Origin of the sequence: Streptomyces turgidiscabies Car8, from assembly GCF_000331005.1 — a bacterium.
Taxonomy (GTDB): Bacteria; Actinomycetota; Actinomycetes; order Streptomycetales; family Streptomycetaceae; genus Streptomyces; species Streptomyces turgidiscabies.
On sequence record NZ_AEJB01000036.1, the window covers coordinates 1 to 26,763 of the forward strand.

31 protein-coding genes and 1 tRNA gene are annotated in these 26,763 nt (G+C 66.1%); 8 read left to right on the top strand and 24 right to left on the bottom strand.

Annotated features, from left to right (window positions below; genetic code table 11):
• Window positions 1-289, bottom strand: a 289-nt coding sequence (locus tag STRTUCAR8_RS02520) for a tyrosine-type recombinase/integrase (RefSeq protein ID WP_199791661.1), incomplete at its 3' end; no start/stop codon positions are given.
• Window positions 290-398: 109 nt separating this feature from the next.
• Window positions 399-863, bottom strand: a complete 465-nt coding sequence (locus tag STRTUCAR8_RS02525; protein ID WP_006373833.1) for a GatB/YqeY domain-containing protein — start codon at window positions 861-863, stop codon at window positions 399-401.
• A 78-nt stretch (window positions 864-941) separates the two neighbouring features.
• On the opposite strand from STRTUCAR8_RS02525, the gene STRTUCAR8_RS02530 reads away from it, so the two are divergent.
• From STRTUCAR8_RS02530 to STRTUCAR8_RS02540, 3 genes are all read left to right on the top strand, one after another.
• Window positions 942-1,871 carry a metallophosphoesterase gene (locus tag STRTUCAR8_RS02530; RefSeq protein ID WP_006373848.1) on the top strand — a complete coding sequence of 310 codons (930 nt, stop codon included), beginning with the start codon at window positions 942-944 and terminating at the stop codon, window positions 1,869-1,871.
• Window positions 1,872-2,075: 204 nt separating this feature from the next.
• A complete protein-coding gene (locus STRTUCAR8_RS02535; protein WP_006373837.1) occupies window positions 2,076-2,852 on the top strand; it encodes a Pr6Pr family membrane protein in 777 nt (258 codons plus the stop codon).
• Window positions 2,853-2,894: 42 nt separating this feature from the next.
• Window positions 2,895-2,968, top strand: a tRNA-Pro gene (locus STRTUCAR8_RS02540).
• Between the two features lie 117 nt (window positions 2,969-3,085).
• On the opposite strand, the gene STRTUCAR8_RS02545 is transcribed toward STRTUCAR8_RS02540, so the two are convergent.
• From STRTUCAR8_RS02545 to STRTUCAR8_RS53150, 15 genes are all read right to left on the bottom strand, one after another.
• Window positions 3,086-4,594, bottom strand: a complete 1,509-nt coding sequence (locus STRTUCAR8_RS02545; RefSeq protein ID WP_006373836.1) for a tyrosine-type recombinase/integrase — start codon at window positions 4,592-4,594, stop codon at window positions 3,086-3,088.
• Window positions 4,595-4,652: 58 nt separating this feature from the next.
• On the bottom strand, window positions 4,653-5,030 hold the full coding sequence (locus STRTUCAR8_RS49175) for a helix-turn-helix domain-containing protein (RefSeq protein WP_338399697.1): 378 nt from the start codon (window positions 5,028-5,030) through the stop codon (window positions 4,653-4,655).
• 428 nt (window positions 5,031-5,458) lie between these two features.
• Window positions 5,459-6,934, bottom strand: coding sequence for a hypothetical protein (locus STRTUCAR8_RS02555; protein WP_006373830.1), 1,476 nt, complete (start codon window positions 6,932-6,934; stop codon window positions 5,459-5,461).
• Window positions 6,935-6,936: 2 nt separating this feature from the next.
• Complete coding sequence (locus STRTUCAR8_RS02560) at window positions 6,937-7,776, bottom strand: bifunctional DNA primase/polymerase (protein WP_006373851.1); 840 nt, start codon at window positions 7,774-7,776, stop codon at window positions 6,937-6,939.
• The gene (locus tag STRTUCAR8_RS02565; RefSeq protein WP_044471518.1) at window positions 7,773-8,126 is read right to left on the bottom strand and encodes a hypothetical protein; all 354 of its coding nucleotides are present in this window, start codon (window positions 8,124-8,126) and stop codon (window positions 7,773-7,775) included. Before STRTUCAR8_RS02565 ends, STRTUCAR8_RS02560 begins: the two co-directional genes overlap by 4 nt.
• A gap of 89 nt (window positions 8,127-8,215) precedes the next feature.
• Window positions 8,216-8,614, bottom strand: a complete 399-nt coding sequence (locus STRTUCAR8_RS02570; RefSeq protein ID WP_006373828.1) for a hypothetical protein — start codon at window positions 8,612-8,614, stop codon at window positions 8,216-8,218.
• Between the two features lie 14 nt (window positions 8,615-8,628).
• The gene (locus STRTUCAR8_RS02575; RefSeq protein ID WP_006373838.1) at window positions 8,629-8,916 is read right to left on the bottom strand and encodes a hypothetical protein; all 288 of its coding nucleotides are present in this window, start codon (window positions 8,914-8,916) and stop codon (window positions 8,629-8,631) included.
• A 17-nt stretch (window positions 8,917-8,933) separates the two neighbouring features.
• Window positions 8,934-9,401: a hypothetical protein gene (locus STRTUCAR8_RS02580; protein WP_006373844.1), complete on the bottom strand. Its 468-nt coding sequence runs from the start codon at window positions 9,399-9,401 to the stop codon at window positions 8,934-8,936.
• 204 nt (window positions 9,402-9,605) lie between these two features.
• Window positions 9,606-11,726: an FtsK/SpoIIIE domain-containing protein gene (locus tag STRTUCAR8_RS02585; RefSeq protein WP_006373831.1), complete on the bottom strand. Its 2,121-nt coding sequence runs from the start codon at window positions 11,724-11,726 to the stop codon at window positions 9,606-9,608.
• Between the two features lie 103 nt (window positions 11,727-11,829).
• A complete protein-coding gene (locus STRTUCAR8_RS02590) occupies window positions 11,830-12,123 on the bottom strand; it encodes a hypothetical protein (RefSeq protein WP_044471522.1) in 294 nt (97 codons plus the stop codon).
• A 26-nt stretch (window positions 12,124-12,149) separates the two neighbouring features.
• A complete protein-coding gene (locus tag STRTUCAR8_RS02595; protein WP_086025709.1) occupies window positions 12,150-12,542 on the bottom strand; it encodes an RRQRL motif-containing zinc-binding protein in 393 nt (130 codons plus the stop codon).
• Window positions 12,542-13,405: a hypothetical protein gene (locus STRTUCAR8_RS02600; RefSeq protein ID WP_006373849.1), complete on the bottom strand. Its 864-nt coding sequence runs from the start codon at window positions 13,403-13,405 to the stop codon at window positions 12,542-12,544. The genes STRTUCAR8_RS02595 and STRTUCAR8_RS02600 overlap by 1 nt, the downstream gene beginning before the upstream one ends.
• Window positions 13,402-13,848, bottom strand: coding sequence for a Pycsar system effector family protein (locus tag STRTUCAR8_RS02605; RefSeq protein WP_006373846.1), 447 nt, complete (start codon window positions 13,846-13,848; stop codon window positions 13,402-13,404). The genes STRTUCAR8_RS02600 and STRTUCAR8_RS02605 overlap by 4 nt, the downstream gene beginning before the upstream one ends.
• Complete coding sequence (locus STRTUCAR8_RS02610) at window positions 13,845-14,111, bottom strand: DUF6284 family protein (protein WP_006373835.1); 267 nt, start codon at window positions 14,109-14,111, stop codon at window positions 13,845-13,847. The genes STRTUCAR8_RS02605 and STRTUCAR8_RS02610 overlap by 4 nt, the downstream gene beginning before the upstream one ends.
• Before the next feature lie 91 nt (window positions 14,112-14,202).
• Complete coding sequence (locus STRTUCAR8_RS53150; protein WP_179200444.1) at window positions 14,203-14,343, bottom strand: hypothetical protein; 141 nt, start codon at window positions 14,341-14,343, stop codon at window positions 14,203-14,205.
• Window positions 14,344-14,830: 487 nt separating this feature from the next.
• On the opposite strand from STRTUCAR8_RS53150, the gene STRTUCAR8_RS02615 reads away from it, so the two are divergent.
• Both STRTUCAR8_RS02615 and STRTUCAR8_RS02620 read left to right on the top strand, forming a co-directional pair.
• Entirely contained in the window at window positions 14,831-15,598 is a 768-nt protein-coding gene (locus tag STRTUCAR8_RS02615; RefSeq protein WP_044471520.1) for a GntR family transcriptional regulator, read from the top strand.
• On the top strand, window positions 15,595-16,167 hold the full coding sequence (locus tag STRTUCAR8_RS02620; RefSeq protein ID WP_006373850.1) for a GNAT family N-acetyltransferase: 573 nt from the start codon (window positions 15,595-15,597) through the stop codon (window positions 16,165-16,167). Before STRTUCAR8_RS02615 ends, STRTUCAR8_RS02620 begins: the two co-directional genes overlap by 4 nt.
• Before the next feature lie 95 nt (window positions 16,168-16,262).
• Here STRTUCAR8_RS02620 and STRTUCAR8_RS49180 read toward each other — a convergent pair whose 3' ends face one another.
• From STRTUCAR8_RS49180 to STRTUCAR8_RS02635, 6 genes are all read right to left on the bottom strand, one after another.
• On the bottom strand, window positions 16,263-18,938 hold the full coding sequence (locus tag STRTUCAR8_RS49180; protein ID WP_006373854.1) for an ATP-binding protein: 2,676 nt from the start codon (window positions 18,936-18,938) through the stop codon (window positions 16,263-16,265).
• Between the two features lie 45 nt (window positions 18,939-18,983).
• A complete protein-coding gene (locus STRTUCAR8_RS52280; RefSeq protein ID WP_143666383.1) occupies window positions 18,984-20,168 on the bottom strand; it encodes a class I SAM-dependent methyltransferase in 1,185 nt (394 codons plus the stop codon).
• A gap of 855 nt (window positions 20,169-21,023) precedes the next feature.
• A complete protein-coding gene (locus STRTUCAR8_RS53810; RefSeq protein ID WP_234372477.1) occupies window positions 21,024-21,263 on the bottom strand; it encodes a hypothetical protein in 240 nt (79 codons plus the stop codon).
• A 159-nt stretch (window positions 21,264-21,422) separates the two neighbouring features.
• On the bottom strand, window positions 21,423-21,593 hold the full coding sequence (locus tag STRTUCAR8_RS52285; protein WP_158697377.1) for a hypothetical protein: 171 nt from the start codon (window positions 21,591-21,593) through the stop codon (window positions 21,423-21,425).
• A gap of 186 nt (window positions 21,594-21,779) precedes the next feature.
• On the bottom strand, window positions 21,780-22,187 hold the full coding sequence (locus tag STRTUCAR8_RS02630; RefSeq protein ID WP_006373853.1) for a PIN domain nuclease: 408 nt from the start codon (window positions 22,185-22,187) through the stop codon (window positions 21,780-21,782).
• Window positions 22,184-22,411, bottom strand: coding sequence for a type II toxin-antitoxin system VapB family antitoxin (locus STRTUCAR8_RS02635; protein ID WP_006373847.1), 228 nt, complete (start codon window positions 22,409-22,411; stop codon window positions 22,184-22,186). Before STRTUCAR8_RS02635 ends, STRTUCAR8_RS02630 begins: the two co-directional genes overlap by 4 nt.
• Window positions 22,412-22,777: 366 nt before the next feature.
• On the opposite strand from STRTUCAR8_RS02635, the gene STRTUCAR8_RS02640 reads away from it, so the two are divergent.
• Complete coding sequence (locus STRTUCAR8_RS02640; RefSeq protein ID WP_006373840.1) at window positions 22,778-23,485, top strand: nucleotidyltransferase domain-containing protein; 708 nt, start codon at window positions 22,778-22,780, stop codon at window positions 23,483-23,485.
• 243 nt (window positions 23,486-23,728) lie between these two features.
• Here the strand turns inward: STRTUCAR8_RS02640 and STRTUCAR8_RS02645 are convergent, their stop codons facing one another.
• Window positions 23,729-24,748, bottom strand: coding sequence for a S66 peptidase family protein (locus STRTUCAR8_RS02645; RefSeq protein ID WP_006373829.1), 1,020 nt, complete (start codon window positions 24,746-24,748; stop codon window positions 23,729-23,731).
• Between the two features lie 208 nt (window positions 24,749-24,956).
• Here STRTUCAR8_RS02645 and STRTUCAR8_RS53155 point away from each other — a divergent pair, with 208 nt between their 5' ends.
• Together STRTUCAR8_RS53155 and STRTUCAR8_RS02655 are read left to right on the top strand one after the other, a co-directional pair.
• Window positions 24,957-25,097: a hypothetical protein gene (locus STRTUCAR8_RS53155; RefSeq protein WP_179200443.1), complete on the top strand. Its 141-nt coding sequence runs from the start codon at window positions 24,957-24,959 to the stop codon at window positions 25,095-25,097.
• 216 nt (window positions 25,098-25,313) lie between these two features.
• Window positions 25,314-26,763: FtsX-like permease family protein (locus STRTUCAR8_RS02655; RefSeq protein WP_044471523.1), on the top strand; the 1,450-nt coding region annotated here is incomplete at its 3' end.

A 26,763-nucleotide genomic window follows, 5' to 3' on the forward strand; every position in this document is an offset into this window, starting at 1 on the left:
GTGAGGAGTGCCCCAGCTTCTCCTGGACCACCTTGATGTCGTTCCCGGCGAGCAGGGAGAGCGTGGCCGCCAGGTGGCGTAGGTCGTGGAGGCGGACCGGCGCCAGGCCGGACAGTTCTACGAGACGGGTGAAGCGTCTGGAGATCCAGTCAGGGTGCAGCGCCTCACCGTTCTCGTGCGTCCATACGCGACCGGTCTCGAGGTAGGCAGCGCCCCACTCCTGGCGCTTCTGCTCCTGTTTCGTGCGGAAGCTCACCAGGTTGTCGGCGGACTCCAAGCTCAGTGACACGGTACGAACACTCTCCGCCTTCGGCGCCTCGCCGTACAGTTGGTAGGCGCCCCGTCGGCGTACCGGCCACCTGAGTTCTCGTACAGGCACCTTGAGTCCTCGCGGCAGGTCAGCCGGCGAGGAGCTTCTTCACCGCGGCGGCGACCCGGCCGCCCTCGGCCAGGCCCGCGACCTTCGGGTTCACGATCTTCATGACCTGACCCATCGCACGCGGCCCCTCGGCACCGGCCGCCTTCGCCTCCTCGACGGCCTGGGCGACGATCTGGTTCAGCTCCTCGTCGTCGAGCTGCTTGGGCAGGTAGACGGCGAGGATCACGCCCTCGGCCTTCTCTCGCTCGGCCTGCTCGGGGCGGTCGCCCTGGGCGAAGGCGTCGGCCGCCTCACGGCGCTTCTTCGCCTCGCGGCTGATCACCTTGATGATCTCCTCGTCGGAGAGCTCGCGCTTCTCCTTGCCGGAGACCTCTTCCTGCGTGATGGCGGTGAGGGTCAGCCGGAGCGTCGAGGAGCGGAGTTCGTCGCGCGCCTTGATGGCGGTGTTGAGATCTTCCCTGAGCTTCGACTTGAGCGTGGTCATGGGATCGATTGTCGCAGGTGCGGCAAGCGGAACGCCCGTGGATTTCCACCGCCCCTTCCCGCCTGACACGATGGGAGCATGCGCGCGCGATACGCAGTACCCCTGGGAATCACGGCCGTTGCCGCCGCCGGCCTCGTCTACTCGGCGGGTTTCGAGACCCGCTCCTTCCGCCTCCGCCGGGTGACCGTGCCGGTGCTGCCCGCGGGCATGCGCCCCCTGCGCGTGCTCCAGGTCTCCGACATCCACATGGTCGGCGGCCAGTACAAGAAGCAGCGCTGGCTCCGCTCCCTCGCCGGTCTTCGCCCCGACTTCGTGATCAACACGGGCGACAACCTGTCCGACCCGGAGGGCGTGCCCGAGGTGCTGGACGCGCTCGGCCCGCTGATGGAGTTCCCGGGCGCCTACGTGTTCGGCTCGAACGACTACTACGGCCCCAAACCCCGTAATCCCGCCCGGTACCTGCTTGAGAAGACCCAGGGCAAGCACGGCCTCAACGGCAACCCGCCCGCGGTCGACGTGATCCACAACCCGTGGGAGGAGCTGCGCGACGGCTTCGACACTGCGGGCTGGCTCAACCTGACGAACACGCGTGGCGTGCTGAAGATCGACGGCATGTCCGTGGAACTGACGGGCCTGGACGACCCGCACATCAAGCGGGACCGCTACCAGCAGGTGGCCGGCGGCCCCTCGAAGACGGCGGACGTCTCGCTGGCCGTCGTCCACGCCCCCTACCTCCGGGTCCTGGACGCGTTCACGGCGGACGCGTACCCGCTGACCCTGGCCGGCCACACGCACGGCGGCCAGCTCTGCATCCCCTTCTACGGCGCCCTGGTCACCAACTGCGACCTCGACACGGACCGCGTCAAGGGCCTGTCGACGCACACGGCGGAGGGCCGGACGTCATACCTCCACGTCTCGGCGGGCTGCGGCGCCAACCGCTACACCCCGGTGCGTTTCGCCTGCCCCCCGGAGGCGACACTGCTGACGCTGACGGCACGGGAGGCGTAGGCGGCGGGGGTGGCGGGGGCAGTGGGCGCGGTGCGGGTGGCGGGTGGCGGGGGCGGTAGGCGCGGCGGGGGCGGTAGGCGCGGCGGGGGCGGTAGGCGCGGCGCGGAAGGCATAGGCGGCGGGTGCGGGGGCGGGGCGGCAGGGGCGTAACCCACTCAGCCCGCCCGGATCGCCCCTTTTGCCCACTCGCCCTAGCGTGAGGGCATGACCGCGCCGATACCCAGGGACATACCGGACCTCCCCGCGCTCCCGGGCGGACCCGGACTCCTCACCTCCCCCGTCCCCGCCACAGCCGTGGTGACCCCGGTACGCCGCCCGGTGACGGCGGTCTTCCGCCTCCTCACCGCCGCCGCGGCGGCCACGGCCGTGACGATGGAACTGGTCCTGGGCAGCCCCGCCCAGGTTCTGAGCCAGTTCACGATCCAGAGCAGCATCCTGCTGACCCTGGCCATGACCGTCTCGGCCCGCCGCGCCTGGACAGCCCGCCGCCCGCTGCCCGACGCCCTGACAGGCGCCGCGCTCCTCTACGTGGTGATCGGGGCCCTGGTCCACCACGCGCTGGTGTCAAACCCGTCGAGCCCGTTCACCACGCCCCCTTCCCCGACGGGCTGGCATGCCGTGACCGACCAGGTCCTGCATACGGCGATCCCGATCGCGGCACTCACGAACTGGCTGCTCCTGACCGCCGCCGGCCACCTGCACCTGCGTCAGGCCGCACCGTGGCTCCTGTACCCCCTGGCGTACCTGACCTTCTCCCTGCTCCGAGGCGAACTGCTCCTTCCGGGCACACCGAACCGCTACCTGTACGCCTTCCTCGACGTGGACGAGCACGGTTACCGGAGCGTCCTGGCCAACGCCCTCCTCCTCGGCCTGGCCTTCTACGCCCTCGCCGTCCTCCTCGTAACCCTCGACCACATCCGCCCGAACCCCGTCCACCACCGCACCAAAACCGGATTTCGCCTGGGGCCACCGGTGGGCTAAAGTAAACGACGTCGCCGCGACAAGCAGGACAAGCAGCGACATCGGGGTGTAGCGCAGCTTGGCAGCGCGCTTCGTTCGGGACGAAGAGGTCGTGGGTTCAAATCCCGCCACCCCGACAGTAAAACGCCAGGTCAGGACCACTTCCGAAATTTCGGAGGTGGTCCTGACTCGTTGTGCGGGCCCTCTTGGAGAAATCCTGGAGAAAATCTTGGAATTGTCTCCAGGCCGACGCCCTACCGAGGAGCCTTCAGCAACGCATCCAGAGCAGCCACGGGCGAGCCTGGACTCATCTCCCGACGCGTGTTCAACGCTTCCTCCCACATCCCGGTGAGCGCGGTCATCAGCCGCTGCCGCATGCCGGCCGTGATGTGGTCGTAGCGCGACTGAACAGAACCGTCCTCATGGCCCAAGCGCTCGTCCATGAGCTTCGGCGGGGTCCCCACCTCCCTCATCAGAGTCTTGTGAGTGTGACGCAACCCGTGCGGGGTCAGCCCCGGAGCGATCGGCACCCAACACGCTTCAGCCCGCTTGGCGGCGCCTCGTCCGCGCGCCGGAATGCCAGGCCACGGCTCGGCGACCACAGGCACCGGGTGCTCTTCCTGAGTGCCACGGCCGGGATACCGCCCGGTGACGGCCGGCTGAAAGAGCCATGTGGCGAAGCCAGAGCGTCGCCAGTGGGCGGCCAACTCCCCTGCTCCCGCGTTACGGACGTACCCGAGATCGGTGATGGCTTCCAGCACCTTCAACCGAGTCGGCTCCGCCACAGTGTCCGGGCGGTTGAGGACGTTGGAAACGGTCCCGGTCGAGACGCCGGCGCGGCGAGCCACGTCGACCAGCTTCGCCCCCGGGCGACTCGCAGACCCATTGGCGGTTCCGTGACCGTGGAAGACGTAGGTCAGTCCGTGGCACTCGCAAGGCTTCGGCCTCGTCCGGGCGATGTGGCCAGCAAGCAGCGAGGCAAGGAAGTCCGGAGCGTCGATGTCGCGGTAGGAGTCGTCCTTGGGCGGGCAACGATGCAGTTCGCCAGTGTCCAGTTCGTAGAGCTGCCACTCAACACGAATGCTCTTCGGCCGGACGAACTCCGTCTCAAGGCCAACGACCTCGCCCCATCGCATGCCGGTGTAGCCCTTGACGATGCCGCCAACGAACTCATCGTCACGGCCGGACAACAGCGCCATCCGCTCGGAGAGCAGCAGAATGCCGAGTGCCGTCGTGACCGCCTTCTCCGGGCCCCGGTTGCGTGAGCGACCAGCACGCTTGCCTCGTCCACGGCGCCTGGTTGCCGGGTTGGAGTCGCGCAGCCCCTCGTCAACGGCGTCGGCGAGGATCAGATGCAGTGTCGCCCGCCATGTCTTGACGCTGGTTGCCGCGTAAGGGACGGCGCGTTCGTGCTTCTCCCAAGCGGCGATGTCGGTGCTCAAGATGTCTGCGACGGCGAAATCCTCGAACGCGGGGAGCAAGTGTTCTTCGATATGACGCCGGTAGTTCTGCATAGTGGACGCCGCCAAGTCCTGCGCGGCATACCAGCGGTTCGCGTAGGCGCCGAATGTGATCCGCTCAGGAGGCGCCTTCTTCGTTCCGGCCAACAGCTTCGCTTCTTCAGCGTCCGCCGCCTTCTTTGCCGCCGGCTTGGTCCGGAAGCGGATGGCCTCACCTTCGGCATCACGGACAGTGGCGTACTTGCCCGGCGCGACCTTGTACCGGCCGCGCCAGTACGTGCCGAGGTTCTCGGCGTAACCCAACTTGCTCTCCCTAAGGACGGATGTGCCGCCCGGCTGGAGGACCGGGCGGCACATGGAATCAGGCTGCGCTCTGCGATTGGTGCTGCTGCGCCCTACGCGGTGTCCGTGCCTTCAGAGGGGTGGCGGACACCGTTGTTATGGCCGTCACCTGGCGTCGCGGTGCTGGTGTAGCTCGGGCGGTGGTAACACGGGCTTCCGTGGGACGGCTCTCGAAGATGCGCATGATCTCTACGAAGTGCTCGACCGTAAACCGGTAGCTGCCGCCGGGCTTGGTGAAGGGAATGCGTCCCCTGCGAGCTTGTTCCTTCACCCACCACTCTGAGCAGCCGAGGGCTTGGGCAACATCCGCAGCGGAGTGGAGCTGAGGCAAGTCAGTGATCTTCTGACGCACTTTCATGTCTCCCATGAGGTTCGCTTCGGGGGTTCCGAAGCCCATGTCTTGTCCGAGCTGTGGATTTCTGCGTCATTGCGTCGTCAGCGTCATTCAGGCTTCTGAACTGCGGTTTTAGGTGACGCTAGAGGTGAGGCCTGCGTCATGGATGCGTCATGGGCAGCGTCATCCGTGACGTAGCCCATGACGCAGATGACGCAGAATGACGCAGGCACGGCCGTCTGCGTCATGCCTGTATGCGCAGGTCAGGTGCCGTTTTCCGGCTCGCCTGACGCAGGTGACGCAGCGTCTTCTCTCTTAGGACAAAAAAGAGGGGGTGTTCTGGTGTAGTGCGGCGCTGGTCAGAACGTGAAGAAGGAGCCGCTACGCGGCACGTCCTGGGGGCGGGGCTACGCCCCGAACAGCAAGAGGAGCACGCCGCGCCGGGGCGCCTGGTGCTCTTCTTGCTTGTCCGTGTGAGCGTGGGAGTGCGGTCAGTGCATCCGGGGCTGGTCGAATGGGGGCACCGGGGCGGGGCGGGTCATTTCCAGGTACCGGCCCTGGCTGGTGCGGCCGGAGTCGATGAGCACACCCCGCGCGGCGAGGGTGGGCTGAAGGCGCTTGAGACGGTCGGAGAGCACCTTGCCGGTAGTCGGCCAGCCTTTGGGCAGCGGACGGCAGTCGTCGCCGGCGTAGAGGCGGCTGAGGCAGGCCAGCAACTCCGTGGACGTCATCCGCTCCTCCCCGCCCGGCTCGATGGTCTCGGCATGCCGCAGGACGGTCTGTGCCAACAGGTCGCCCTCGATGACGTCGTCGTTGAGGTCGTCCAGCCGGGCCCGGTACGCGGCCAGAGCTCCGAGCCCCGTCGCAGCGTCCAACTGCGCGCACAGGTGCGCGAAGTCCGCCATCCGCAGATCCGTGGGAGTCTCCGCCTGCGCCGCGCGCACCCTGACCGTGAGGTCGAGCAGGGACCCGAGCACGACAGGCAGCACCTCCTCGTACTCCGCCCACAGTTCCGCCTCGGTCCGCCGCACACCAGGCCGCTCCAAGCGGAGCGGGAGCAGGCGTTCGGCGAGGTCGGGCCGGATGACGCCCACGTCGATGCCGGTCAGGAGCAGGGGCCGACGGTAGCCGACGCGGAAGACGTCCCCGTCGGTGAACAGGGCCCGCTTGACGCTCTCGGCTCCGGTCACGATGCAGCACATCGCATCCGACAGGTCCGGCGACATGTGCGAAAGGTTGTCCAGGGCGGTGACCCATCCCGCCGCCACTGCCGCGATCAGGTTTTCCTCATCCTTCGGGGCCCTGCGCAGGTCCCCGCTCATGCCCTCGATGATCCGCACGAGCATCCGCCCGCCGGTGGACTTCCCCGCGCCCTGCGGGCCGGTGAGGAACGGGGCGGGCACCGGGACGGACGGACCGAGGCAGCCGATCAGCCACGCGATGGCCAGGCACTCGTTCTCAGCGCCGGCGAAGTTGCACAACCGCATGAGCAGATCGATGCCCTTGCCGTTCGTGTCCTTGACCGGCAGCGGCAGTTCCCCGGTGAGCTGGGTGCGCCGCCAACACACTTCCTGCGGATCGGGTACGAGGATGTCCCACCCGGTGGGGTGGATACGCACGGACTGACCGTCATCCCGTCCCAGGTCGAGCCAGGTTGCCCCGTCGAATCCGGGGGCGACGCGGATGTGGACGGGCTGTACGTCCTCGGACAGTGCGAGCGCTTCGATCAGGTCCAGTGCCTCTTTCAGCGCGCTGCCGTTGAACGCGCCGCGTCCGTCGCGGTAGAGGCCGACCATGAGTTCCTGGCGGTGGCTGCCGGTGGTGCCCTGGGAGCGGATCGGGCGGGCGACGGGCTGGCCGTTCTTCTGCGCATAGACGGTCCCGTCCGGCGTGCGGAAGTACCGGAAGTGGGATTGCGCGTAGTCCGTGATGATCTGGCGGGCGGGGCTCTTCTCGTCGTCAGCCATGGTCACAGTCCCAACGTGGTGAGGGCATTGGTCCACGCGTCCGTGCAGTGCCGGGCGGTTTCGCCCTTGGCCTGCGCGGCGGTGAACAGCCGGGCGACGTGCGTGTCCGTGAGGCAGCCGCACCGCCCGTGTGTGGACAGCACAGCGAGGAACGTCCGGTAGACGGTGGCGTGTACCGCCTCACGGGCGCCGGTGATGCTCTGCTCCGCCATGGCGATCCCACGATCCAGGAACACGGGCGAGCGGTGGCGGCACTGCCCGCCTTGGCTCCCCAGGGGCGCTGAGAGGGTCTGTGGCGTCCTGCGGGCGGGAGGGGGGTCCGTTAGTGCCAGAGCACGCACAGCGCCCGGGAGGGCAGCCATGACGCCGCTACCCCATCCGAGCCAACGGGCGTACGCCATAAGGGACTTGATGTCCACACCGGGCCGCACCCCGTTGGTGGACCGCATGGCGCCCTGGTAGATCCAGTGCTCACCCCGTGTTGTGGGCACGGTGCGGGTGGCGGGCAAGTTCGTACGGGCCCACGCGATGGCGTCCTCGTTGTCGAGGTCGACGACGGTGAGGCCGGCGCCGCCGGGGTGGTAGGCCACCGCTGCCGCTTCCCACCATGCCCGCACCCACGCAGGGGAGTTGAGGACGGCGGGGTCGGTGGTGGCGGCGGCCCACGCGTGGCAGACACCGGGGCAGGTGCAGGGTCCGGCGGTCTTCATGTTCGGCCGTCCGCCGCACGCGTTCCTCGCGCAGGTGCGGCAGTTGCCGAACGGCACCTTCCCCGCCCGCAGCGGCAGCGGCGGCACACCGGCCACTGCCAACTCCAGCGCGGTCCGCAGATGCTCGCTCATGCGGCGGCGCTCCCGTCCGTGTCCGTCCACAGGTTGAGGACGCGGGTGTTGTACGCGTCCTGTGCGGTGGCGAGGGCGGTGCGGTCGCCGGTGCGCATGGCGGCGAGGAGTGCGGCGGCTTCCGGGGTGGGCCCGGGGGGCTCGATGCCGTCCAGGTCGCGGGCGAGGGTGTGCAGGAGCGAGTGGGTCAGGTACTGGTCGAGGAACATGCGGTGTTCGACCAGGACGAGCGGCGGCCCGACTGTGACCAGGGTCAGGACGGTGCTGCCGTCCGGGCGCGGTTCGGTCCGGGCGGTCACCACCCTTTCCGTGCCGTCGGGCAGTCGCGGATGGATGCTGCGATCGGTCATGCTGGAGACCTCCAACAGGTCTGTTGAGGACTGGTTGGCAAGGGCGGCCCCGGTTCTTTGGCGAGATGCGGGGGCCGCCCTTGGCGTAGCTAGAGGTCGTCGTCGGTGTCGTCGTCGATGGGGCCGTTGTAGCCGAGGGGGGCGGATGCGCTGTGGGCGCGTTCCAGGGCTGCGGTCATGGCGGTGGCGTGGTGTTCGGCTTCGCGTAGGGCGATGGAGACGGCGTCGGTGTGCTGGGTGGGGGTGCCGTGGTCGGCGGTGAGGTGTCCGGTCTGGTGCAGGCGGGCCAGGGCGGTGCCGATCTGGTCGTATGCCTGCGGCAGTCCGCGCGCGAGGGTGGTGAACGCGGCGAGCGCCCGGTAGACCGTGCCGGGGTAGGCGAGTTGAGGGCCCTCGCCGAACGTGGGCAGGGTGGCGTGGTTGAACGCGCGAACCGCGTCAGCAGCCGTACGCGGATGCTGGACCGGGTCGGTGGTGTGGGTGGTCATGGGTTCCTTCCGGGTCAGAACGGGGGTTCGTTGCTGTAGCCGCCGGAGCCCCACGGGTCGCAGCCGTCGTGGCGACGGCGCAGCCACCGGGGCCGGAGCGGCAGGGGCAGCAGGACCGTCCGCCAGTTCGTCCAGCAACCGCAGGGCTCCCAGTCACTGCCGGCGTACTCGCCGGTTTCGTCGCCGTAGGGGTGCTCGATGCCACCGTCGCCCTCGCAGTACGAGCAGTCGGGGCGGGGTGTGTCGGTCACGACCAGTACCCGGCGGGGCCAGCCGATGATCTGAAGACGCAGTCGCATCACGGGAGTTGGACTCCTTCTCAGCCGTAGAACTTGTTGCGCTTGATGACGGCTTTGCGGATGTTGACCGTGGTCCCGCCGGCGCGGTGGCCGCTCGTGCCGAGGATCTGGATGGCGATCCAGCCGCCGAAGATGACGGCGGCGAGGGTGATGAGCTGGGTGATGAACGCGGTGAGGGCGGCGATGAACGAGGTGAGCAGCAGCAGTCCGCCGCACACCGCGAGGAACCCGACACCCCCGAGGGCGACGTTCACTGCCGTACGCGAGACGGCCGGCGGGGCCTGGACCGGTTCGGGGTGGACGGGGTTGATGGCGTAGCCGGTGACGACCCGTCCGTCCGGCAGGACGATGCTCGCGACCGCCGGGACGGTGCCCGGCTGGACGGGAACGAGCGGCGCCGGCGCGGCCACGACGGGCGTGAAGGGCATGGGCTGGTGGACGGTCACGGCCCGCTGAACGGGCGCGGGTTGGGTGTGGTCGGGGTACATGCGGAATCCCTTCTGGCGGTAGGACAGGGAGGCAGAGACACCCCCTGCGGGGTGCGCTGTGGAGGGGGTTTCAGGGGTCTGGCCTGGAGTGACTCCCTACCTCCCTGGCTGATCATTTGTGCAGGTCAGAGCCAGGGATGGGGGCCAGGGAGGGGGATGGGGGTGAATCCCCGCATCCCTGGCGCGAGAGGCTGTGTCTCCCTGTCATTCAGCGGCGGAAGCGGAACCCTCGCCGTCGCGGTTGGCGAGGGCGCGCAGGACGTGATCGCGGTGGACGACCATGCGTCCGTTGGACTTCTTGGGCTCCTCGCCCTCGGCCTCCAGCACGCGCTTGAGATCTTGGAACGTCCAGGCGCCGTAGACGTCTTCGTTCAGCGTGGCGAGCCGCTTGAGGATGTCGAGGGTGAGCAGACGCGACGCGTCCCCGATCACGGCGGCGATGTCGGCGAGCGCGTCTCGCTCCTCGCCGGTGTCGACGGCGCGCAGGGTGGTGATGCCGTCGCGCAGTGCCTTGGCGCGTTCGATGATGGCTTCGGCCGCGTCGTCGTCGATGTAGTGCGTGCGGACCGTGATGGACGCCTGCCCGGCGGGAATCTGGATGCCGTCCGATGCGACGACCAGCGTTCCCCGGTCGAGGCCCGGTCGCAGCAGGTTCGGTGCGGCGCCCCCGTCAACGGCCTTGTCCCCCAACGCCATCCGAGCCTGAGACTCGGTCCCGAGGGCAAGCGAGGCCCGGGTGTGGGCGCCCTCGCGGACCAGCTTGGGAAGGTTCTGGTCGGTGGGGTCCTGCGTGCCCTGCCACATCAGCACGTTCACGGCACGGCCCTGGTTGTGGATCTTGCGGACGGCCATGTAGTACCGGGACGTTGCCTTGGATCCGCCGTAGGGCCGCTTCTCGTCGTCCTTGACGGGGCACATGAACGCGACCTGCGCTTCATCGACCAGCACGATCAGCGGCGGGAACGTGGTGCCGTTCGGGGCCTGGATACGGCGGTTCATCTCGTCCACCGCACCTTCCACCATCTCGGTCACCCGGATGACGTGGTCGTCGGTCGGGCCCTGGATGAGCACGGTGGCCAGGCCGTCGAACATGGCCCAGTCGCCCACGCCCTTGAGGTCGCCCATGAGGAACTGGACCGACTTGTCGAGGGCGAGCCACAGGGCGAGGGAGCGCAGGGCAACGGTCTTGCCCTGGTTCGACAACCCCGTGATCAGTAGATGCCGCTGATACACACTCAGCGCCGCAGCATCCCCGCGCAGATCCTGACCCCACGGGGCGCGGCCCTTGGTGTAGTCGGCGGTCATCGTCTCGTCGGTGACCAGCGGAGACGGCCCGATCGGCTCATCCAACGCCCCCGAGTCGGCCACCCACAGCCGCACCGTGCGGGCGGCGACCGGGATGGTGATGAACACCTCGTGCTCATGCCGGGACAGGTTCTCAGCGAGCTTGCGGCGCCGGTTCTGTACCTCGTTCGTCGACACCCCTGAAGGCAGGGTGACGTCGACTTCCACCCCGCATCCGGCGATCCGGATCGGACCGAGCATCGAGGCGCCGGCGTCGCCCATGTCCTTGATGGCGTTGCGCAGCGCGGGCACTCCCAGATCCCGCAGGGCCTTGACGACGATGGACGGGGTGACCGGCTCGCCCTCCCCGCTCCGGACGGTGGCGGGCAGCGCCCACTGCGGGGCGGCCTGCTGCTTGCTGCCTACGGTCCACAGCGCGAGGAGAGCGAGGAGCGGGCCGACGACGATGGCCGTGCCCCACGTGACCTGAACGATCCGGATCAGCAGGGCGATGAAGTCGATCGTCGCCTTCAGCGGGGTGATGACGTCGGTGACGTCGTGGTTGTTGATCGCCATGACGACTCCGAGGGCGACCAGGACTCCGATGCTCACCCCGACACCGACTCCAAGACCCTTGGCGGCCTCCACGGGCGCGTGCAACAGGTCCATGCGGCGGTGGTGGCGTGCCTGCCGGAACCGTTGCAGCCGCTCCTCCCACTCCTCAGCCGCTTCCAGGTTCCCGGCGGCTTCGGCCGTACGCATCATGCGTTCGTAGCGGGCCCCGGTCTTGCCGTCCCACGTCCGGCGGGCCACGATCCGGCCCCCGTTGAACGTGTAGAGACCGTGCCGCGCCACCGCACGAGCAGCGGACTTCGTGTTCTCGTGCGTGACCACGGTCTTGACGGCACGCCCGGAGCGCACCCACAACGGCGTGAGCGGCGTCGGCGGGGCGTCGGGCACCACGGTCAGCACCGTGGGCGCCACCTCCGGCACGGGGCCGGTGGGCGGGGTTTTGACGAAAGAGATGACGTTCTCGGTCATGCTGGTACTGCTCCTGACTGCCCCCTACGAGGGGCGGGAGTGGGAGAGAGAGCCGGGGTGCCTGTGTCCGTGGAAAGAGGCGGGCACCCCGGCGCCGGGCTGGTCAGAACCAGCCGGAACGCTTCTTCGCCGCCTTCTCGCGTGCGGCCTCGGTGATCAGTCGCTGCTTCTCGCCGTGCAGAGCGGTCAGTTCGGCGGTCAGCCGCATCTCGGCGTTGACGGTGGTGGTGTCGATCTGCTGCTCGGCACGGGCGGCGGACTTGCCGCGCACGACCTTGTACGAGCCGCCGGCCAGGGCGCGGGCCATGGCCCGGCGCTCCGCACCGTTCAGCGGCCACGACTCACCCCGCTTGAGCGCGGCGAGCTTGACGGTGGCCTTGTGGATCTCACGGTCCATGCGGCGGATCTCGGACTTGGACACGATCAGCCCTCCATCGGGGTCGGTTCGGGGAACGCGCACAGGACGCACATACCGAGCGACGTCGGCATGCAATAGCTGTAAATGACCCGGCAGTTCGGGCAGGTACGGCGGGCGAGCATCGCGAGGGCGAGGGCGCCCCACTTGCGGGACGTCATCGGCCGGACGGGCTTGGCGAGGTCGAGGCGGTAGAGGTAGGCGACCCGAACCCCGCCAGACCGCCGGTTGACCCTCATGACCTGCGCCGCTATCGGCTGACCCCCGGGACGCAACCCCCGCGCCCGTAACTGCCGGCGAGTGGCGAACTGTTCGTCGTCGGGGGCGAACTTCCACGGGAACGTGGGCACCCCGTAGCGGGCGCCGGTGGGGTCGAAGCACTTGCCGTAGGCGGCGGACATCAGGCCGCCACGCGCTTCCATGCCGCCCGAAGGCGGACCTCGGACGCGGCATGGCCCGCCGCCCGGAAGCGAATCGCCATCTCGCGATACGACAAGGCGGGGGTCTCGCTGTGCCGGATCGTGTCGACCAGGTCGTCAAGCTCCTGGTCGGTGAGCGCGGGTACCGCTTCCAGCGAGCGGGTGGCGACGGGTTGGGTGGGTCCCCAGATGGGGAGGTCCCAGCGGGGTGTGACGTCGGGTGTGACGCGGCTCGTCACGCTGGTCAGCGCCCTGCCGGTGTCGTCACCGTTACGCGCTGCTTCCAACGTCGACCACGCCCCGGCAAGGGACTTGGCTGTCTTCGCCTGGACGCGTGCGACGCGCGCGCCGGCCTGCGTCACGGCCGTCAGCCGCGTCTCCTCCGTGCCAGCCTCAGCCCGCAACCGGGCACGGGCCACGGCCGCTTCATCACGCGCCTCCTGCTGGATGCCCCGGATCGCACCGAGCGCGGACGGGGTGAGCGCGGTCCGCTCCCACAGTCCGTGAACCAGCCACAGTGCCTTGGCCGCGATCGGTAGCCAGGCGACGGCCAGCCACGCGCCGGTGCCCTGCTCGGCGGTGAGCGCGTGAGCGACCAGGACGCCAGCCGCGATCAGGCCGAACGACCAGCCGACTGCGGTCACGATGCGGTTGTGGTCGCCCTGGGCGGCGAGGCGGCGTTCGTAGGCGAGGGTGGCGAGCCAGCCGCCGTCGATCCCGAGACCGACGACCAGCGCGACGGGCCACGGCACTGCCGCACCCAGCCACATCAGAACCACCGCGAGGGTGAGGACCATGGACACCGCCGTCATCGCGACGGCGGGCAGAACGGTCTTGCCCTTCATGCCGCACCCCCCACCGCGATCACCACGGCGACGATGAGCAGCAGCCCGCCCGCGCAGGTCAGATCGACCGCGCGCTTGAGGTCGGTGAACTTGACCACCGCGATCCGGGACAGACCCGCGATATCCGCGCCCACGTCCTCGTTCAGGGCGGTGGTGATCTGTTCGGCGGTGAGCGTCGCCCACAGCGGGAACCCGCGCCCGCCTCCCAGGTTCGGGCGTACCGAGCGCAGCAGCAGACCAGCCGCCGCGACCAGCAAGAACATGCCCGTGCCGCCCACGGTGAGGGCGGCGGTGTTCAGCGGCAGATCCTTGGCGACGGTCCAGGTGCCGGCCAGGACGGCGCCGACGAAGGCGAGCAGCAGACCGGTTTTGGTGTCGGTCCGTGCGATCTCCGTTTTCACCTCGGCGTGCGCGGCGGCGAGAGCCTGTGAGGTGGTGTTCACGCGCCCACCTCCGGGGTGAGCGGCGCGGTCGTGTTGGCGAGGGTGCGTCCGGCGGCGAGGACCTTGCGGCGGGCCCGGCGGATACGCCGCACGTCCAACTCGGTCGGCGTGCGGTCCATGGTGATGATCTGCGCGTCCAACAGGTCGACCTGCGCGAGGATGAGCGGCATCTCGCGGTCGATGGCGTCCAGCTCAGCGGCCGTCGGCTCCATCCAGTCGGCGAACGCGGTAACAGCATCCTGAACAGTGACGATGTGCTTCATGGGTCGTGGTCTCCCTAGCAGGTGGAACGGCCCGAAGCGGCGTCCCGGGTTGCGCCCCGGGGCGCCGCGCGCCGTTGATGTGGTGGGCTGGTCAGCTCGTGCGGCCGTATGCCTCGTTCAGCTCCGCCACCGCGTCCCTGCACTCGCCGGACACGATGCGGTCGTAGACCTCCTGACCGCGCTGTACGGACTCGGGGGAGGTCAGGTCGGTGGTGGACTCCTGCGACTTCATGCCGAACACATGGACTCCTGAGGTGTCGTAGGTGAGGGCCAGCGCCGAACAGACCGGCGGACCCAGTGCCCCTGCCTGCTTTGCTGCGTACGCCCGTAATGGCCGGGCAGGGGCGGTGCTTTGAGCTCGAAGTGCGCGATATGGACCTGTGCCTCTGTCCCGCTCCTCCGAGGAATCGCATCTCGGTCTCTTCGCGTGGCGTGCTCGCCCTTGGGCAGATCCGTTCTTTTGAGTCGGCGCGTGTCCCTGACGGGAGGTGACCGACTGGTCTCCACTCGCCTCAGCCGGTGTCGTCACGGCCGTCGTGCTGCGGTGGATCACGCTGTGGAGTTGTCAGCGCAAGCGGGCACACTCAATGGTGTTGCACCACTTGCTCCACTTGTTGGTACAAGCTGATGCAGTGATGCTGCACCCACGGGCAGTGAGGCGTCAAGGGGTTATGGGCTACATGTACCAACAAGTTGCGCGAGTGCGTCATGATGGGGCCATGAGCAAGCAGCCGAAGTACCGGCAAGTCGCTGACGTCCTGCGCCGCGAGATCGACAACGGCACCCACGCGCCGGGAGCGCGGCTGCCCTCTGAGAACGACCTACAGCAGCGTTTCGACGCGTCCCGGAACACCATCCGCAACGGGCTGAGCCTGTTGGTTAGTGAAGGACTGATCACGTCCAGCCAAGGGCTTGGCTACGAGGTCAAGTCCCATGAAGTGTTCGAACTCAACGCGTCTCGGTTCGAGAACCTGACGTTCCCGCAGAACGGGGACGCGTACAGCACCGACGTGACCAACGCCGGCCGGCGACCACACCAGACGTTCCGCGTGGAGATGCTGCCGGCGTCGGTCGAGGTCGCTGAGCGCCTCAAGATCTCGCCGGGCATGAAGGCGGTATTGCGGTTTTGTCATCGCTATGTGGACGACGTTCCTTGGTCCACGCAGGCGACCTACTATCCATCGTGGCTGGTAGACGAGTCGCCGCGACTGGCTGAGCCAGGCGACATCGATGAAGGCACGACGCGGTATCTCGCTTCTCGGGGTATCGAACAGGTCGGGTACTTCGACGAAATCGCGGCTCGGATGCCCACGCCGGAAGAGGCCCGCCTACTTGAGATTGGAGCCGGTGTGCCGGTCATGCTCTGGACCAGAACGGGCTACTCGCCGGATCGGCCCATCCGATGCACGATCACGACGTTTCGGGGCGACCTGAACCGGATGAACTACGAGATCGGCGAGCTGTCCGCCCGAAGCGAGGACGCGTGATCATCGCCCCCGCCGAGCCACACGATGTGGCCAAGCTGCTGGCCTTCCGTGAGGAGGCAGCAGCTTGGCTGCGCGGTCGCGGCTCCGACCAGTGGAGCCGTCCGTATCCGGCTGACAAGCTGTTGGCCACGATCGAAGCGGGCACCGTGTTCATGCTCCGTGACGGGCATACGACGGCCGGCACAATCACGCTCACCCCAGATGCCGAAGAGGGTCTGTGGACCGACGAGGAACTGACCGAACCGTCGATCTTCGTCAACAAGCTCACGGTCGCACGGGAATACGCCGGGCAGAACCTCGGTGAACGCTTGCTCGACTGGGCTGGCGACCGTGCGAACCGTGCAGGTGCTCAATGGCTTCGCCTGGACGCCTGGACGACGAACGAGGGGCTCCAGCGGTACTACCTCGCACAGGGCTTCACACACGTTCGCACCGTCCATGAGGGCACGGCGGTAAATGGCGGGCCACGGGTTTCCGGATGGCTCGCGCAGCGGGCAGCACGGCTGACAGCCGATCACGGTTTCACGGACCGTACGCCTGCCCCCGAGCGGATCCGATTCGCGGCCTAAATCTGCCCTGCGACCAAGCTTTGTGGCCATCCTCCGGGCAACAGAGGACAGCCGCGCCAAAGCAGCTACAACTCAAATCCGCTCCACCGGTCGCCTCACCCTGTTGCCTGGGGCATGGAGGCTAGATACGGAGCAACCATCCCCCCGTCTTCATACACTTCCAGCGACGCACGAATCTCAGAGTACAGTGCTTCTATTGAAGCATTCAGGGCAATATAGCCGTCCTGATAAAAGAAGGACACCGGCGCTAGCGCGTGCAGACCTCGAACCAGTCCTTCTAGCTCGCTTTCGGCTCCGGTCCAATCGTCTGCAAGCATCCAGGCATGGAGATGCTGGATCTTAGTAGCGACGGGCTTGTCGCTGAACTTTTCGAGAACCTGAACCAGCCGATCAATCCGAGGCCGAGGAACCGAGACACTCGCTTCTTGTTGTTTAATCCAATTGGCAGTATCTGCCGGCGAACGGAGGTCGAACAGCGGTCTGATTGAAGCAGGAGACAATCCCTGCAAAGGAAATACCTCGACTAGCTTCGCCAGGTCGGCAACGCGGATAGGAACGATAGCGTCGTTCTCGCAGACCTTGGACAGCAGAGCTTCAGGATCCTCTGCACCTTGAAAATCCGGGGCAACAACGACCGTAAAGCTGGGCTTAATCTCGACGGACTTATCCTTCGCCAGACTCTCGCGATGCACACGAAGAATAGATGTCCTGGCCGTGTCAGCCCGAATTTTGGCCACCTTCGAGGTGTTTTCTATCGGGATCTCAACACCATCGTCGTCGAGGTGGATCACAACCGATTCACCACTTGACTTCGCGTCGTAAGTAAATGCGTAGCTGGACGACTGGGCGTTCTCCTGGCGCCGCCCAAGTCGAGCAGTTGCGATTCCGTCCGTCCCATGCGTTGCGCCTCCCCGCTTGACTACGTGGAAACCCAGCATGGAAAATGCATCAGCAACCGCATCTTCTAGATCGTCTTTCCTGTTTCGTGCATCATTCAAGTGCTGAGCAATCACAGTGGCCGATCTCGGGTATCGCTTAACGAGTGCCCTGAGGAACGAATCTCGTCGTCGCATAACGCGCTCAACGACTTCTGGAGCCACATTTTCGTCAAGCATGTAAGCCTCGGTCAGGAGCTCAGTGAGACCCAAGAGGCGAAGAGGCTCATCGACCTTTTTAGCATCTTTATAATTCGCTACGAATGGGTGAGATTCGTTGAGGACTACAGTTTTTCGGACCGGATCGTAGGAGACGAAACGCGCACTGGACACCTGCGGTTCCATGACGATCTTTTCAACCAAATCGTCTTTGCTCTCTACTGCATTGGCCATATCCTCCTCTTGAGAGGGAACAATGCCAAGGCTGTCCTGAACAACGCTATCGCCCTCTGCCGCCCGCTTGAGCATGCGACGGAGCGGCCCTTGACTCAACGCTAGGGGAGGATCAGCTAGTCTGTTGTCTTTTCCGAGTCGCCCCAGCTTATCGTCCCGGTCCTTTTCCTGAGCTATCGTGCGTGCCCTGTTGAAGACCGCCTTGAGGTAAGATTTGACCTCATCTAGCGCGAGAGACTCTTTGATGCTTTCTCGCGCGCTGGCCACTCCTTCGTCGAGCCCGTCGACCCACACTTCCATGAAGAAGCGGCTCAAGGTTCCATGTCGCAGTTCGACATCCAGATCGAAGTCTGCTGCCTCCACTCCCAGGTTGATAAGCCTCCCCCGAACACGAACAAAGAAGCCATGGCTTCTCTCAATCCGTTCACTCTTACCAGAATTGATGAGATCCTTGAAGAGGATGGCTTTACCGGCGATAAGCCCAGCGTGAGGCAACCGGAGAGCGCTAGCCGTGGAACCATCCGGAAGCTCGATCTCCGAGGTCGCCATTTGCGCCCACTCGGATTTTTTTCCCTTCCCGCCTCCCGGTAGCTGCCCCTCATCCTTACCGACCATGAAATCCCAAAGCCGCTCCTTATCAGCCTTGGTTGACTCCAAGTCCTCTGCATTGTAGTAGAGCTTGAAATCTGGGTGCAGCGGCAGGGCGGTTCGCAGAATCCACCTCAGCCTGCCAAGCTCAATTTCTGCGGCGGCAGGCTTCAGGTCGGCAAGAATCACTGCTGTCCAATGATCCGGCTCATTATTTCGAACCGCTTCCAAGAACGCATTGTTCTCACCCAAGGAAATGAAAGCCTTTTCCAGAGCCAAGAGAACATCTTCCCGACTCAGCTCGACCATGTCCAATTGCAGGTCGATTGTGTTCAAAAGTCCAGCGGGTGCATTCTCCAGGATAGAGAAGTCCATAGTGATAGCCCTGTATACCCCTCCCTGATATACCAGGTAGGTGAGGGATCTAGCAAGGACGTAAGTCGCAAGTTTGCCGATTCCGAACTTCCCGACAGGGTTCTTACGCCCCGCCGGCGGCTTTTCTGTCCTTTTCTTCGACTCGCCAATCTTCCAGAGATCATGGAGGTCACTTTGGCCCATCGACTCGCCGTCATCACCAACGACGACTACTGCCTCGGTGGCAGCGAGGTCATTGGGAAGCGCCACCCAGACACGCTTAGCGCCAGCGTCATACGAGTTGGTAATCAGCTCTTCGAAAGCTTTATTGGGAGAGCTGTAGAGTCCTTCAGAGAAGCGCTCGATGATGCCAAATGAGAGCTGAAGAGGAACACGGTCAACTAGCGAACCGCCACTAATAAGCGAGGAGACAGGTACAAGGTGTTCCGCCTCTGCAGCTTGCCCAGTAGGCTCATCCGACTGTCGAGATTCTGTGGCCACAGGTATTCCCCCCCGAGACATTTAGACTCTTGTTATGCCAGCGAACTAACGCACTTTTGGACACTCAACCGTAAGGACTACCTCTTTGCGCATCCGCTTCGCCATCGAGGATGTTGGATTCGCCGATGACACCGGAAGATACCTACGGTTCTCTGGTAGAGCTCTTTCTGCTTGATCGATCACTCGAAAACCGGAATCTTTGTATGCAAGGCACACAAGGGAATCATTCTGGATGTAGTTCCCGCGCAGGGTTGAGTTACCGATCACTGTGATGACCCTCGCGCCGGGCTTACTGACGCGACGCAATTCGTTGCCAAATAGACACAGGTCTCGCGCGTATCTCGTAATTGTCGCAATGGGCAACAGGCCGGGGTTTGGTACGGACTGCTTGATGGCATCAACCATTGCTTCCACTCGCTCAGTGGACGGTTCCCCCAAGGCGCGTTCCGCGCCAATGCTATTTGAGCGAATTTTTCGCAGTTCCGGAATGGAGTATCCGAGCCAAATAAGCGAAAGTTTATGGCCGCGCAAATAGTCAATGGCGTTCAAGTAAGGAGGTGAAGTGATAACTAGATCGACTGACTCGTTTTCTAGTCGCAATGAGCGAGCATCGCCCTGCCCTACTAGGGCGGTACCCCGAACTTCTCGCTGGTCAAGAAGGCGCTTGAGCTCTTTAACTGATTTAGTGAAGCCGGTAAAGACATCGTACGAAGATTCCAACATCACCCTGTGGGGACGACTATGCGATGTATCGGCAGCAAGGGAGGCCCTCGGGGATTTGGTTACAATTGTTCGACTCAGCGCGATCTGAAGGGCTTGTCTGACCGAGACGTCTGCAACGGTGTTAATTACCCTGGAGAGTCGGTGCAACTGAGTCCGTTGGCTCTGACCAAACCAATACTCGGCAAATTTGACGGTTTCCCCGTCGGACCAAGGTAGGGACTTAGTACGCGAGCGCTCGGCCAAGGAGACTGCGCGTTCTGCTTCTTCGAGCATGACCAACGTGTCAACGTGCTGGGTCGCAACTTTGCTCATCAAGACCGCTAGCGGATCCACGTCGAACCCTTGAGCGCTATGCCCATTCGCCGTTGCAGCTGCCAACACTGTGCCCGATCCGCACATGGGATCCAATACAGCTAGAGAGCCGCTCGCAGTGTCACCCTTAAGGTGGTCGATGGCGATATCCGGAGCCATCCGAGCCGGGAATGGATGGATCGTTCTGGCGCTCAAGCTGCACTCCTCCGTGTTGCCTGGGCGGCACGATTAAGCGTGCTGCAGGCATTTAATCAGTGTGGATCTTTCCAGTCAACATGCAGTTACGCCTAGTTAGCAAGGATCAGTGCCAGGCAGAGGCTGCTCCGCTTACCGCACCGTCAAAGATCGGGGCGAGCGGGTCGGGTGGATCGACGTGATGAACCAGCGCATCCCTTACAGTGACACAACTCCAGACGAGATTCAGGCACCCCCTGCGTCGCTTGCCCGTACGGGATGAATTGCCAGATTTATCCGCATCTATAGTGGCGAAAGTTGGCGTCTGGGTGTTCAACACTCTCCAGTCGGCGGAGCGTCGAACCGTGCCGAGGGAGCACCCCTGAGACTGCCGGCCGGTCTCAACGGCAGTCTCATCCGTGGAAGTTCGCGCCCGTTCAGAGCCGTGTCAGCAGGGGGCAGCACGCAGGATCTGAACGGGCCTGAACCACCAGGAACGGCACCCAGCAGAGTTGGAAAGCGTGTTGGGAGCGATGCAGGTTGGCACGCGCAGGCGGCGCAAGCAGCGAAGCCGCAACGCAGCCTTGTCGCGTCACTATGGAGAAATCCTGGAGACGATCTTGAGATCACGACCCGCAAGCACCACCGGAGACCGACACCTCCCGACGCTCCGACCTGCATCTTTGACGTGATCCCCAGGTCGGCGATCTTCCAGAGCCTAATTCGGGACGAAGAGGTCGTGGGTTCAAATCCCGCCACCCCGACAGTAAAACGCCAGGTCAGGGGCTTGATCCGCAGTGCGGGTCGGGCCCCTGAGTGGTTCCTGGAGATTCACGTTTTCTGCGGCGCACGCACGGATCGAGGACCCCCGCCGCCTCAGCCCAGCCATCCGGTGATGGCCTGGGCCAGCGCCTCACCCCCTTGTTGTACGACTGTTCCCGCCACGAGGGCTGGCAGGGCCTGCACTGCCCCGCGCAGCGCCCCCATCGACTCCGCGTCCGGCGCTGTCAACGAGGTGTCGATGGAGTCCGCCATGGCGAGGAGCACCTGCGCGTGCGGCACGCTCGTTCCGTTCCGATCCGCCTCGGTGCGGAACATGGCAAGGAGGTCACGCACGGTTTCGAGGTCGACGGTGCTCCCCCCTACGGACGCGGACTGACGGACGTGCGAAATGTTCTGCCCCACCACGTTCTGGAGTGGTGCGGTGTTGTTGCCGCCGATACTGATCCGAGCCGTGTCCCTGTTCGGGTTCAGGGCGCCGTCGTCCCACGACCATCAACTTCCTCCTCCTTGAGCCTTGTTGTCCTGGCCGACATTGCTGATACCGCTGCCGGAGACGTTTTGGATGGGCGCGTTGTTGTCGCCGTAGACCTGGATGTTGGTGATGACCGCGGCCACCTGCCGCTCGTACGGGGCGGTGTCCACACCCAGCTCTTCGAATACCACCCCAGGTGAGGAGTCGTCAGGACACGACACCACCGCACCGCAGACAGAGGCCCCGCCGCGGAACAGGACACTTGGCGAAACCAGTAGCCCGTGCGGCTCCAGCACTGAGAGCCCGGAGGGTACAGCCACCGGGACGGCGGAGATCGGAATGTCTGCGGTGGCCGTGGATCTCAGGCAGTTGACCGGCTACTTGAGGTCGACCGTCCGGACCGGTTGCCCGGTGGTGCGGGCGATGGTTTCGAAGTCGCGGTCGTAGTGCAGCAGCGTGAGTCCCGATTCTTCCGCGGCTGCGGCCACGAGAAGGTCGACGGCTCCGGCGCTGCGGCGCTCACCCTTGGCAGTGAGCTCGTGTTGAACGACTCGGGCTCGCCGGTAGATGCCGTCGGGCATGGGACACCAAGTGAACTGGTTCAACCGTTTCTGAATGGCCTCGCGGTCCTTCACGGTACGTGCGGAGTAGAGGACTTCCAGTTCGGTGAGATCGCACAAGGCGATCAGTCCGGCGCCCATTCGCTGTTCCCACTCTTCGGTTGCCTGACGCAGCAGAACGCGAGCCAGGGCCGACGTATCGATGAGGTAGTCGGCAACGCTCACCGGGCGGAACCACCTCGATAGTTGCGCTTGTCCAGGAGGAGTTCGACGTCGAGGGCACCTTCGTCCGTGAGGTCCTGCAGCTCATGCAGGACCCGCAGGCGACGGTTACGGGCGACGATCTCGCGTAGGGCGGTGTTGATGGTGTCCCGCTTCGTGGAAGTGCCCAACTCCTTCGCTGCGGCTTCCAGGGCGTCGTCGTCGAGGTCGATGACGGTTCTGCTCATGAGCCCCACCTTCTATATACACCAGACAGTGTGCCACTGTACATGATCGAATATATCAACAGAGCGGCCGGTGTCGGCCAGACTCCGAGAGGCCATCCGTGAGCCCCCCGACACCAAGGCCCTGACCAGGGGAAATACCAGACCCGCAGATGTCGGCCTCACCCGAACGTCATTCGGGACGAAGGACCCCATGTCAGGCCCGGTGCTGAGGAATCAGCGCCGAGTCTGATCTGTTGTGCGGCCCCGCTGTGGGAGCCGAACAGTAGGGACCTTTTCTGTATGCGGCGAACTGATGCCGCCGCACCCCTCCTGGTGTGGGCGTACAAACCCCATGCGTGTGTCAGGCAGGGCGCGGATAGTTGCTTCATGGATCCGACTGACGCTGCGCGTGCCGTGGTGGACGAGCACCACCCCGAAGCTCGGGCGGCATTCCTGGGAGGCAGCGTCTTGACGGGCCGCCGTACTCCTATGTCTGACCTCGACATCGTGGTGCTGCTCAATGGGGTGCCCGCCCCCTACCGGGCAAGCTTCCGGCACGATGACTGGCCGGTGGAGCTGTTCGTGCACACCGAGGCGAGTTGGTTCGCGTATGTCGAGCGGGAAGTACGCAAGCGTCGGTCACCATTGCTCTGCATGTGCGCCGACGGGGTGCTGCTCTTCGACGCCGATGGAGTCGGCGCGCGCCTCGCCGCTGAAGCCCGGAAGCTGGCCACCGCGGGGCCACCCAACGTGTCGGTCGAAGAGATCGATGACCTCCGCTACGGGATAACCGACCTCCTCGACGATCTCTCGGGGAGCACAGACCAGGGCGAGCGGTTGTTCATCGCCGTCGAACTGGCGCGACGAACAAGTGAGTTGGCGCTCGCCATCGGTGGTTCTTGGAGTGGAGGCGGGAAGTGGATGGCGCGCCGCCTTGAGCTCACGGCACCAGGGCTCAGCATGCGCCTGCATGACGCCGTTCAAGAGATGCTGGCCGGTCAGGTCGGGTCCCTCGTCGACGTGGTGGACGAGGTATTGGGGCAGGCTGGCGGGCGGTTGTGGGACGGCTACAAGCGTGGCGACGTAGCGCCGTGAGCGGGCTGGGACTGTCGACCACTCACCGAACGCAGCCGTGGAACCCCTGGCATCCGTTCACCGGGTACCGGGTACCGGGCCGGTGATCTCTGACGTCAGGCCGGGCTTCTGGATCACCATGAGCCACCATGTGTTCATGGCCCCTCCCGCAGGCCGGACAAGCGGTTCGAGACGGCGGTCACCGAGGCGTGAGTTGCTCCAGGGGGTGCTGCCGGGGGGCGTCGGCTCACTGATCCGCGGGGCTCAGCTGACCGGTTCCGTCGTCGCGTGCGGCCCTACCGCCGGTTCGAGCAGCGACAGCGTTCGCTGCTGTGCGTCGAGGCCGACGCGGATGCCGACCGGCATCGGGAGGTTCGGGCCGGCATGCCCGAAATCGACGTTGCCCAGGACCGGGATGTCACGGTCGCCGAGGACGTCGAGGACTATCTCGGGCAGGGTCGGGGCCGCGTCGGGATCGAGTCCGCCGATCTCGTGCGGAACGCCGACGACCATGCCGGCGATCCGATCGAGGATGCCGCAGTGCCGCATCACCTGCAGATAGCTCCACACGTGCGACGCCAGGCCGCCCGTCTCCTCCCAGAACAGCACCGCGCCATCGAACCGTTCGAGTGGCAGCGCGAAACGCGTCGCCTGCGCCAGCACGATGCGATTGATCACCCCGCCGATCAGCCGACCTTCGACACGACCAGGCCGCCAGCACTCCCACGACGGGCTCGCGGGCAGCGCGCCTGTCGCCTCGGTACCGGTCAGCAACCTGGTGTAGAGCTTCTCGAGTTCCGCTTGGCGCGCCACGGGCGCGGACTGCCAGTGCCCGCCGAAGCCGGGGACGGCCATGTCGGCATGGAACCCGACCAGACCCGTGCGCGCGTAGAGCACCAGATGCAGCAGCGAGATGTCGCTGTAGCCGAGGATCGGCTTGGGGTCGGCCCTGATCGCCTCGACGTCGATCAGGTCGAGGTAGCCGAGCACCGTCTGGCCGCCGTCGCTCGCGACGATCGCGCGCACCTCAGGATCGCGCAGAAGACCATTGAGTTCCCCGGCGATCTCCGCCGGGGTGGCCGCGCTCCACCAATGGTGCCGCCCTGCTTCGAGCAGCGGGGCCCGACGCACGCGGAATCCCATCCGCTCGAGCACCACCACCGCCTGTTCGACGTTGGGCTCGTAAGCGGCTGGCAGCGGACCGGACAGCGATGCGATGACGACGAGATCTCCGGGCCTCAGGGCACGCGGTCGAAGCGGTTGAGGCGGTGCGGAACCGGTCATGGCGTCAGTGTCGCCGGTGCCGTTGGTAGGGGCACGCGATTTTCGCGGCCGTCCGCCCCAGCGCAGGTAGGCGTGCGGGGCGCGAGTCTGGACGGTGTGTTCGCACTTTCCGCAGGTAGGCGGCAAGTTCGCGAAGGGACCAGCGGGTGAAGGGCCGGCCGAGCCTGGTCGGGCGGGTGGCGACCGTCCGGACGACGAAGTCCTCAAGTTGCACGGCCACAAGTACGCGATCGACGCCGTGCTCGCAGTCATCGCGCGACAGCAGAAGGGGCGGGTCACCGTCCTTACGTCGGACGTCGATGATCTGGAGAAGCTGGTGCCGGACACGATCGTCGTCAAGAAGGTATGACCCGCTCCACTTCCCGTGCCGGACCGCGACGACCATCAACTCCCGCCCGAAACCCGCCGACTTTCGATCGCAAGGTGACCAACTTCGGTCCTGCTCCAGTCCTACAATGCCTTCCTACACCTGCTGCACGCCGTCGGCGCCCCCTCGCGTTCCGGTTCGTGTGGTGGGGACCGGGGGGTCGGGGGTTTGGTGGGGGAACGGCGTTTGCCTGTAGGTGTGTTGGGGTTTGTCGCGCTGAGGGCCTGGGTGTATCGGGCGCTTCTCGGGGCCGCTCTGCTGACCGTGTTGCTGACCACGACCGTGTTGGCCGCGCTCACCGCCTACTCGGGTGCGATCGGGGATGCCGCGTTGCGGCGGTCACTCGCTGAGCAACGTACTTCCGCCGAGGCCGCGTTGGTGGTCAAGGCCGATGTGCCGGCCGGTGAGCGGAAGGCCGCCGACGCGGATGTGCGGGCCGGGGCCCGGGACGTTTTCGACGGGCTGCCCGTGCGGGTGCGGACCCTGCTGCGTTCCGGTTCCTACGCTCTGCCCGCCTCGTTGCGGCCGGACTCGGAGCGGGGCGGGAATCCGGACCTCACGCAGTTCGCGGCCCTGGACCGGACGCAGGTGCGGACCGTTGCCGGGCGGCTTCCCCGGGCGGCCGTGACCGGCGGGTTCGTCGAGGTGGCGTTGCCGCAGAGTGCCGCCCGGCAGCTCGGGGTGGTGCCCGGGGACCGGCTGACCGTCACCGATCAGCTGCACGGGCCTGCGGTGCGGGTGCTGATCACCGGTGTGTACCGGCCCGTGGATGTCCGGGCGCCCTACTGGCAGTTGGACGAGCTGGGCGGTCGCGGGGTGCAGACGTCGAGCTTCACCACGTACGGGCCGATGCTCACCGCTGCCGGCGTGCCGACGTCGGGGCGGGTGAGTGTGGGTGCGTCGGGGTGGTTGGCGTCCGCCGACTACTCCTCGCTGACGGCCGAGCGGATCGGCGCGCTGCGCGAGGCCGCGCGCTCGGGGAGCGCGCAGTTGCGGAAGCGGCCCTCGCTCAGCGGGGCGACCGTCGCGGCCACCGCCCTGCCCGACGTGCTGGACCGTATCGAACGCTCCCTGCTCGTCACGCGGTCCAGCATGCTGATCGTCGCCGGTCAGCTCGTACTGCTCGCGGCCTGCGCCCTGTTGCTCGTCGCGCGACTGCTCAGCTCCGAGCGCACGGCCGAGACCCGGTTGCTGCGGGCGCGCGGTGCGACCCGGGCGCGGCTGGCGGGTCTGGCCGCGCTGGAGGCCCTGCTGATCTCCGTACCGGCGGTGCTGGTGGCGCCGTTGTTGTCGGGGCCGTTGACGCGGCTGCTGGTCGGACAGGGTGCGCTGGGCCGGACCGGAGTGCGTGTCGAGGTGCCGGTCGGGGGGCGGCCCGAGGTGTGGGTGGTCGCCGCGGGCGTGGCCGCGCTGTGTGCGCTGGCGGTGGCCGTCCCCACGTGGCGGGCGTCCTTCGCGGGCGCGGTACGGGCGGGGGCGCTGCCCGCTTCCGTGCGTGGCGGGGCGGACGTCGGGCTGGTCGTCGTGGCCGGTGTCGCCTTCTGGCTGCTCGGCAGTCAGGACTCCGGTGCTGTCACCGCCGACCGTGAGGGGGTCCTCGGCGTCGACCCGCTGCTGGTGGCGGCGCCCGCTCTGGTGCTGCTCGCCG

Coding starts and splice junctions, on each gene's coding strand:
- STRTUCAR8_RS02525 (WP_006373833.1), bottom strand. CDS start 863: ATGACCACGCTCAAGTCGAAGCTCAGGGAAGATCTCAACACCGCCATC.
- STRTUCAR8_RS02530 (WP_006373848.1), top strand. CDS start 942: ATGCGCGCGCGATACGCAGTACCCCTGGGAATCACGGCCGTTGCCGCC.
- STRTUCAR8_RS02535 (WP_006373837.1), top strand. CDS start 2,076: ATGACCGCGCCGATACCCAGGGACATACCGGACCTCCCCGCGCTCCCG.
- STRTUCAR8_RS49175 (WP_338399697.1), bottom strand. CDS start 5,030: ATGGGCTTCGGAACCCCCGAAGCGAACCTCATGGGAGACATGAAAGTG.
- STRTUCAR8_RS02555 (WP_006373830.1), bottom strand. CDS start 6,934: ATGGCTGACGACGAGAAGAGCCCCGCCCGCCAGATCATCACGGACTAC.
- STRTUCAR8_RS02560 (WP_006373851.1), bottom strand. CDS start 7,776: ATGAGCGAGCATCTGCGGACCGCGCTGGAGTTGGCAGTGGCCGGTGTG.
- STRTUCAR8_RS02565 (WP_044471518.1), bottom strand. CDS start 8,126: ATGACCGATCGCAGCATCCATCCGCGACTGCCCGACGGCACGGAAAGG.
- STRTUCAR8_RS02570 (WP_006373828.1), bottom strand. CDS start 8,614: ATGACCACCCACACCACCGACCCGGTCCAGCATCCGCGTACGGCTGCT.
- STRTUCAR8_RS02580 (WP_006373844.1), bottom strand. CDS start 9,401: ATGTACCCCGACCACACCCAACCCGCGCCCGTTCAGCGGGCCGTGACC.
- STRTUCAR8_RS02585 (WP_006373831.1), bottom strand. CDS start 11,726: ATGACCGAGAACGTCATCTCTTTCGTCAAAACCCCGCCCACCGGCCCC.
- STRTUCAR8_RS02590 (WP_044471522.1), bottom strand. CDS start 12,123: ATGGACCGTGAGATCCACAAGGCCACCGTCAAGCTCGCCGCGCTCAAG.
- STRTUCAR8_RS02595 (WP_086025709.1), bottom strand. CDS start 12,542: ATGTCCGCCGCCTACGGCAAGTGCTTCGACCCCACCGGCGCCCGCTAC.
- STRTUCAR8_RS02600 (WP_006373849.1), bottom strand. CDS start 13,405: ATGAAGGGCAAGACCGTTCTGCCCGCCGTCGCGATGACGGCGGTGTCC.
- STRTUCAR8_RS02610 (WP_006373835.1), bottom strand. CDS start 14,111: ATGAAGCACATCGTCACTGTTCAGGATGCTGTTACCGCGTTCGCCGAC.
- STRTUCAR8_RS53150 (WP_179200444.1), bottom strand. CDS start 14,343: ATGAAGTCGCAGGAGTCCACCACCGACCTGACCTCCCCCGAGTCCGTA.
- STRTUCAR8_RS02615 (WP_044471520.1), top strand. CDS start 14,831: ATGAGCAAGCAGCCGAAGTACCGGCAAGTCGCTGACGTCCTGCGCCGC.
- STRTUCAR8_RS02635 (WP_006373847.1), bottom strand. CDS start 22,411: ATGAGCAGAACCGTCATCGACCTCGACGACGACGCCCTGGAAGCCGCA.
- STRTUCAR8_RS02640 (WP_006373840.1), top strand. CDS start 22,778: ATGGATCCGACTGACGCTGCGCGTGCCGTGGTGGACGAGCACCACCCC.
- STRTUCAR8_RS02645 (WP_006373829.1), bottom strand. CDS start 24,748: ATGACCGGTTCCGCACCGCCTCAACCGCTTCGACCGCGTGCCCTGAGG.